The following is a 7496-nucleotide window of genomic DNA, read 5'->3' as shown; positions in this document are numbered from 1 at the left end:
GACAGTCTGACGGTCTTGTCGTATTTTGAAGAATTTATAGTGCTTACTTGCCGAATAAACGAGCGGGCAATGGAATTTGGGCCAAGATGACGGCTACAAAGACGAGGACGCAGCCGACAATTTCTTTTCCGGTCATGACTTCGCCTAAGATGAGCCAGCCGGCTAGGACGGCGAAGACGGCTTCTAAACTCAAGATGAGGGTTGCCGTCGTCGGTTCGGTGTATTTCTGGCCGACGATTTGAAGGGTGTAGGCGACGCCGCTTGAGAGGCCGCCGGCGTATAAAATCGGCCATTTGGCATCCCAGAGCATTGAGGCCGTCGGACTTTCAAAGAGGATGGTCAAGGTTGCTGAAAAGAGGAAGGCAATGGCGAACTGGACCCAGGACATTTTGATGCTGTGGGCTTTTTTTAAGAGAAAATGATCGATGACCAAGATGTGCAGGGCAAAGAAGATGGCGCAGAAGAAGACCAGAAGGTCGCCGAAGGCAATTTCAAAATCGCCGTTGATGCAGAGAAAATAGAATCCGGTCATGGCCAGGATGACGCAGAAGACGATGATTCGCGGAACCTTGCGTCCGATGAAAAATCCCATGAGGGGGACCAGGACGATGTAGATGGCGGTAATGAATCCGGCTTTTCCGGCCGTCGTCATGGTGATGCCGACCTGCTGCAGGGTATCGGCGATGCCTAAGGTGAGGCCGCACCAGGCGCCGCCGGTGAGGGTGATGGCATCGGGCTTGAGCTGCTGCCATATGGGCGGATACGTCCCGTCATCTCTTTTATCGGTAAATAAGAGGATGACCGGCATGAGGACGATGATGGCGATGACGTTACGGGCGGCGCTGAAGGTGAAGGGACCGATATAGTCCATGCCGATGCTTTGGGCGACAAAGGCCGATCCCCATATGAGGGCTGTGATTAGGAGAAAAATCGTGCCCTTGGCTTCTGTTTGATACATTTTGATAAACCCTTTCATAAAATATGGAAAAAACAATAGTACTATAATATAATAATATTAGCAAAAAGTAAATAAAAAAACTTGACTTCGTGTTGACTCCAAGGTGTATCCTCGAGATACGTTAAAGGAGCGACGGCAAGACTGTTTTGAGACAGTAGATTTGGCAGCCGCACAGATACAGTGTTACATGGTCTTTGTATGGCCATACAGTTTTTTAGAAGGGTAGTGAGTGTGATGAGACTGACAAGAAAACGAATGAGTTTGGCTGTACTCGGATTGGCGGTCGGTGTTTTTTTATTCTTTTTAACGGGGTATATGAACTGCCTGCAGGCAAGTCTGCAAGGGTCTTCCCATAATAGTTCTTTTATTTTTGGCGATGCCGGGCCTTATGCGGCTAAGACGCGGCTTTCTTTTGAAGGCGGTCATGCCGTCCTGGGGTTATACGATACGCCGGCGGCCTTGGAATTGGCCGAACGGCAGCCGCTGGTCGTACCGCTACAGCGAAAAGACGGACGAATCGTCCTGCCTGATATGCCGCCTGTCGTCTTGTCCGATGCGGATAAAACGGACATGACGCCTAAAATCGGCGATATTGCCTTTGATACGACGACGCAGGAGTTGGTCATCTTCTGCCAGCCGGAAGATACCGTGGCTACCTTGATCCCCGTCGGGCGCGTCATTGGCGGTATGAATTATTTGCTGCAGACGGACGGTGAATTTGCCGGGTACCTCATGAATGAGTAAGGTGCGTTATTTTTAGATTCATGCATTTCTTTTAGGAGGAAGAATATGTTTGGCTTAGGAGCTCCGGAATTACTGCTCATTTTAGTCATTGCCCTCATCGTCTTCGGACCGGGGAAACTGCCGACCATCGGCAGCGCTTTGGGAAAGAGTCTGAGGGAATTTAAAGATGCCGTCAACTCGGCTGAAACGAGTGATGACAAATCCGTTGATGAAGAAAAGACTGAAAAAAAGAACGATACAGAATCCGACCGGAAAGCATAGCCCCTCGTGAGCTATGCTTTTTCGTTTTCCGCAAGGAACTCTTTTGGCTATTGCATAAAAAGACTGCCTCTTGTAATATTTTTCACAAAATATGATTGCAGTTAAAGCCCGAAAGCCTTATACTATATATAAGGTTATCTCATACTACTATTGCAAAGTCATGAAGGAGGAGACTTTATAATGTACAAGCTTTCACAAGTTCCAGAAGAGTATAAGAAGAAACTGATTACTGCTGAACAGGCAGCGGCCCTCGTACGAGATGGCGAACGCGTTTCTTATGGTCTCGGCTGCTCGGCTCCGTATGATATCGACATCGAAATCGGTAAACGGGCAAAAGAATTGCACGGCGTCGAAATCGTCGCTTCGACCATCGTCAAAGATGAACCTTATGCGGCATATTTAAACAGTGACTCTAACAATCAAATCCGCTTCGCTACGGGCCATATGAACGGCTTTGAACGTAAGATGTGCAAAGACGGTCGCTGCTGGTTCCTGCCGATCTTGTTTAACGAATTGCCGAAGTACTGGCAGCATATCGATAAATTGATCATCCAGGTCCATCCCATGGATAAATGGGGGAACTTCAACATCGGGCCTCAGGCTGCTGACCTTCGCGGCCTCATTCGCGCAGCTAAGACGATTATCCTCGAAGTCAACCAGAACATGCCGAAAGCTTTGGGCTATGAAACGGAACTGAACCTCTGCGACGTCGACTATGTCGTCGAAGGCTCGAACCACCAGATGCCGCAGATCCCGAATCGTCCGGGAACGGAACTCGATGATAAGATCGCGGACCACATCATTCCCCTCATCGAAGACGGCAGCACGCTGCAGCTTGGCATCGGCGGCATTCCGTCGGCTGTTGGCAAGAAGCTGGCTGAATCGGACGTCAAAGATTTGAGCGGTCATACGGAAATGCTTGTCGACTCCTATGTAGACCTTTATGAAGCCGGTAAGATTACGGGCAAGAAGAACCGTGATAAGGGTAAAATCATGTACGCTTTCGCCGGCGGTACACAGCGCCTCTATGATTTCATCGATGACAACCAGATCGTATTCAACGCACCGGTAAGCTACATCAACAACATCGGCGTCGTTGCCAGCATCGATAAATTTATCTCCATCAACGGCTGCATCGACCTCGACCTCTATGGCCAGGTCAACGCTGAAACGGCAGGCTACCAGCAGATCAGCGGTACCGGCGGCCAGCTCGACTTTGCACAGGGCGCTTTCGCATCGGAAGGCGGCAAGAGCTTCATCTGCGTCCATTCGACGCGTAAATTTAAAGACGGTCACGTCGAATCCTTGATTAAACCGACCCTGCCCCAGGGCACGGTCATCACGACGCCGCGCTCGGCTGTCCACTACATCGTTACCGAATACGGCACGGCCCTCTTAAAAGGCAAATCGACGTGGGAACGTGCAGAAGCACTGATTAACGTCGCTCATCCGGATTTCCGTGAAGACCTGATTAAACAGGCTGAAAAAATGGGTATCTGGACACAGACCAGTAAAGTTACCATGTAATGAATGTTTAACTAAGCTCAAAAGGCTCACACCTCGGTGTGAGCCTTTTTTCGTGGAATCTTAATGATTTTTTATAGAAGGGTTTCTAACGTCCGATTTAAAATTTTTGACATAAAATCAGGCAAGTCGTAATCACCGTCTTGAGCAGACCAGTCAAACATACAGCCCTTGGCAATGACGCATAAATCTTTTGACACCATATAAGGAGTTCGTCCCGGGGAGAGTTGAAATCCGTCAGCAATTGCATTTTCTAAATAGTATTCGGTGATTTTACGGACCTGATTTGCAAAAATTTCAGTATTCATAATATCATTTGTGGGCGATATAAAATGTTTTGTGAAATCGGCCCCCAGGTCAGCTGTAAATTGGCACAGCCATACATGATAGCGAAGCAGTTGCTCTTTTACAGGAAGGTCTTCTAATTTCGGCCGAACCTCTTGATCAAATCGCATTTTCATTCTTTCATAATAGTAATTTAAGACACCTTCTTTTGAACCGAAGAGGCGGTAAAACATGCCCGTAGAAATTTCTGCTTTTTCACAGATTGTGCGCACTGTAACTTCATCGTAGCCGTAATCTTTAATATCTTTTACGACGATATCAAAAACGAGTTCCTTGGTATTCTTGATTTTATTCGTTTTGGTTAATTTTTCTGTTCTTTTTTCTGACATTACAACACTTCCCGCTTTCTTTTATTTTATCCGGAATCTAACAGGGAATGCTTCAAACATCCTTTTTGTATCGGTTCGATTATAGCAAAAGAAATTTTAGCCGTCAAAGGGCATAAACAAGGCCCGCTGATGGCGTTTTTGTTATGGATCGTATAACTATCAGGAAAAAAAGATTGACAATGAACTCATAAGGCCATATAATTGGAACATAAACGGAACACGTTCCGAACTAATTATTTTGATGTTTTTAGGAGGACTGTTATGTGGTCGAAATGGTACATGAATGAGGAACGGAGATTGATTGAAAAAGCCGTGAAAACTTTTGCGGAAAAAGAAGTACGGCCTTTTATCTCCGCAATGGAAGATGAAGACAAAAGTCCTAAAGAACTGGTCTTGGCTTTGACGAAACTCGGGTTCCTCGGTTATACGATTCCCGAAGAAAAAGGGGGAAGCGGCGTTGACTGGGTCAATTATGGGATTGTCATCGAAGAATTAGGCAAGGTCAGTGGCAACATGGCTTTCATCGCTTTGCTCCAAGGTGAAGTCTTCGCCGGTTTTATGGCTTCACTCGCTAATGAACAACAGGTTGAAAAATTTCTAAAACCGGCCTTACGGGGGGAATACCTTCTGGGAGGCTGGGTAACTGAACCAGGCGGTATCAATGATTTGGGAAGCTTTGAAACGAAGGCTCAGCTGGATGGCGACGAATGGGTAATCAATGGCGGAAAAATATTTGCTACGAATGCGGATAGCATGGATTTGGCTGTCGTTGCCTGCGGCCCTGTCGATGAAGTGCCGTCTGCTGACAACATTCGCTATATTATAGTGCCTAAAGATGCGGCTGGGTTTGTTCCCGGTCATATTGAAAACAAGGTCGGCTTCAACGGATCCCGCACCGGTCAGATTTATTTGAATGACGTTCGCGTGCCGAAAGAAAATGATTTGGGATTAGGAACGGAACTTTTTAATTACCACATGTTCTTAGGTTATTGTGGTTATGCAGCGGCTATGCTGGGCGGTATGGAAACTGTTTTTGAACAGACTGTCGGTTATCTGAAACAGCGTATGTCGGGAGGAAAAGCTCTTTGGGATACTCATGAAACGATTCGATTTGATATCGGGAAATTATGGCAGGCTATTGATACGTATCGCAATTCTCTGTATGGAGCTTTGGTGGGTATGAATAACGGCACAGACATGTATCTTTCCATGATTGCATTGAAGCATGACGGTGAACGGTTGATGGAACATGTTTGCAGTGAATGCATGAGTCTTTACGGCGGCCTTGGCTTGGTAAAAGAAACGGGGATCGAACGTTTCTACCGTGATGCCAAAATGTACTCTATGGTCTGCGGCAGTACGAAAACATTGACCGGCCTGATTAGTAGTCAGTTATAAGGAGGATTTAAGAATAAGATGAAAATTGCAGTTTGCATTAAAGCGGTTCCGGATCCGGCTTATTATGACCAGATTACCTTGGATCCCGTCCGGAAAACCTTAAATCGTGCAGGGATTCCAGCGGTTACGAATGAGGCTGATTTACATGCCTTGGAAGCTGCGTTGGTGTTGAAAAACGAACGCGGTGGGTCTGTTGATGTCTTTACGATGGCCCCGCCTTCGGCGACGGAACAGCTGCGGGAATGCCTGGCTCTCGGAGCGGATCATGCCTATTTATTGAGCGACCGACGCGTTGGCGGCGCCGATACACTGGCTACTTCTTATACGCTGGCCCAGCTTCTGAAAACTTCCGGACAATACGATCTCGTCTTGTGCGGGAATGACACTCCGGACGGGGCCACAGGACATGTCCCCACACAGATCGGAACCTGGCTGGGGATTGCTCATGCCATGAATGTCATTGGCCTCCACGTTTTAGATGACCATACAGTCCGGGTAAAACGTCAATTTGAAGATGGTATCGGTACCTATGACTTAACCATGCCTTGTGTTGTTGCCGTGACAAGTTCGGTAAATAAGGTGCGGTATACGACGGCAGCCGGGATTTCACGAGCTGTGAAAAAAGAAATTACCGTTTATTCTGCTGATGATATTGATCTTGACCAGTGGTTTATCGGATTGGCAGGGTCTCCGACGCAGTCCGGGGAACTGAAAACGATTGAATTATCCAGAGCGGGTAAAATCTTGGGCGGAAGTGCGGCTGAAGCGGCTCAGGAACTGGCAAAACAAATTCGACAGCATATGGATTAAGACGGAGGAAGTAAAATGGAGAAAGTAAAAATCTGGATTTATGCCGAAGTAAAGGATAATCGGCCGGCATCTGTCTATTATGAACTGTTGTCAAAGGCGGCAGAAGAAACCCGTGGAGTAGAACATGCAGAGATTTGCGCTCTTGTTGCAGGGGACTCCCTGAACCCGGTTATCGATCTTTTGAAGCAGTCCGGTGCGGATAAAATTTACGTGGCAGATGATGAACGGCTGAAAGATTATAATTGTCAGAACTACAGTGAAGTGATTGTCAAGGCGGCAGAAACATATGCACCGGATATTTTCCTTTTTGGGGCGACCGGACGCGGTGCCGAAATTGCCCCTACCGTTGCAGCCAAGCTGAAGACAGGGCTTGCTGCTCACGGCGTCGATATTTCGATTGGTGCCGATGGCACGTTGGGCACGAGCGTTCCTGCTTTTGGCGGTAAAGTCGTAAGTGAAATCCTTACCCCTACGCATAAACCGCAAATGGCATCGGTACGCCCGGGGATTTTAGACAATAAATCTCTTTCAGCCAAAGAACATGTTGAACTTATTTCCCTTGATACCGATATTCTGAGTAAAATTAACTCGACGGAAACTTTTGTCAGCTTTGAACCCAATGCAGAAAATGGCGATTCTCTGGAAGATGCTAAAATTGTCGTCTGCGCAGGCCGCGGCGTCATGACTGAAGAAGCTTGGCAAGATTTGCAACGCTTAGCGAAAGTCTTGAATGCTTCCATCGGATATACGCGCAGCTTCTTGGATAATGGTTTCCTGCAGGATGAAAGTGGAATGATTGGCGCCAGCGGTATCAGCGTTAAGCCTGATTTATATATTGGTTTTGGCGTCTCCGGTGCTACCCATCACGTATGCGGAATCAATAAAGCGAAATTCATTGTTTCTGTAAATAAAGATCCTCAGGCAAAAATGTTCCGTTATTCCGATGTGGGTGCCGTTTCAGATGCCGATAAAATGATAAAACTACTGATTGAACAGTTTGAGGCATAAAGAATTTCTTTTAAGACAGTAGTAACGGGGCTGTAACGAAATACACCCCTAAAAGCAATAATGCGGCTTGAAGCTATAAAAGTATCTTCAAGCCGCATTATTGCTATATTTATATAAGG

8 protein-coding genes are annotated in these 7496 nt (G+C 46.9%); 6 read left to right on the top strand and 2 right to left on the bottom strand.

Annotated elements, in window-relative coordinates; genetic code table 11:
* Positions 1 to 43: 43 nt before the first annotated feature.
* Entirely contained in the window at positions 44 to 958 is a 915-nt protein-coding gene (locus TX77_RS00420; protein ID WP_044502854.1) for a DMT family transporter, read from the bottom strand.
* Positions 959 to 1192: 234 nt separating this feature from the next.
* Between TX77_RS00420 and TX77_RS00415 the strand changes: the two genes are divergently transcribed.
* The 3 genes from TX77_RS00415 (at position 1193) to TX77_RS00405 (ending at position 3490) form a co-directional block, all read left to right on the top strand.
* Complete coding sequence (locus tag TX77_RS00415; RefSeq protein ID WP_230197988.1) at positions 1193 to 1702, top strand: cyclophilin-like fold protein; 510 nt, start codon at positions 1193 to 1195, stop codon at positions 1700 to 1702.
* Positions 1703 to 1747: 45 nt separating this feature from the next.
* Positions 1748 to 1963, top strand: coding sequence for a twin-arginine translocase TatA/TatE family subunit (tatA, locus tag TX77_RS00410; protein ID WP_044502852.1), 216 nt, complete (start codon positions 1748 to 1750; stop codon positions 1961 to 1963).
* 180 nt (positions 1964 to 2143) lie between these two features.
* Positions 2144 to 3490 carry an acetyl-CoA hydrolase/transferase family protein gene (locus tag TX77_RS00405; RefSeq protein WP_044502851.1) on the top strand — a complete coding sequence of 449 codons (1347 nt, stop codon included), beginning with the start codon at positions 2144 to 2146 and terminating at the stop codon, positions 3488 to 3490.
* Between the two features lie 71 nt (positions 3491 to 3561).
* On the opposite strand, the gene TX77_RS12860 is transcribed toward TX77_RS00405, so the two are convergent.
* Positions 3562 to 4161: a TetR/AcrR family transcriptional regulator gene (locus TX77_RS12860; protein ID WP_049917253.1), complete on the bottom strand. Its 600-nt coding sequence runs from the start codon at positions 4159 to 4161 to the stop codon at positions 3562 to 3564.
* Between the two features lie 261 nt (positions 4162 to 4422).
* Between TX77_RS12860 and TX77_RS00395 the strand changes: the two genes are divergently transcribed.
* Genes TX77_RS00395 through TX77_RS00385 form a run of 3 tightly spaced genes read left to right on the top strand, consistent with a single transcriptional unit; the run spans position 4423 to position 7377 of the window.
* On the top strand, positions 4423 to 5559 hold the full coding sequence (locus TX77_RS00395; RefSeq protein WP_044502850.1) for an acyl-CoA dehydrogenase family protein: 1137 nt from the start codon (positions 4423 to 4425) through the stop codon (positions 5557 to 5559).
* A gap of 18 nt (positions 5560 to 5577) precedes the next feature.
* Positions 5578 to 6369, top strand: a complete 792-nt coding sequence (locus TX77_RS00390; protein WP_044502849.1) for an electron transfer flavoprotein subunit beta/FixA family protein — start codon at positions 5578 to 5580, stop codon at positions 6367 to 6369.
* Positions 6370 to 6384: 15 nt separating this feature from the next.
* The gene (locus TX77_RS00385; protein ID WP_044502848.1) at positions 6385 to 7377 is read left to right on the top strand and encodes an electron transfer flavoprotein subunit alpha/FixB family protein; all 993 of its coding nucleotides are present in this window, start codon (positions 6385 to 6387) and stop codon (positions 7375 to 7377) included.
* Positions 7378 to 7496 lie beyond the last annotated feature (119 nt).

It is taken from the genome of Megasphaera massiliensis, from assembly GCF_000455225.1.
Taxonomy (GTDB): Bacteria; Bacillota; Negativicutes; order Veillonellales; family Megasphaeraceae; genus Megasphaera; species Megasphaera massiliensis.
Note: the sequence above shows the minus strand (reverse complement) of the source record. Positions and strands in the feature narration are given on the sequence as shown.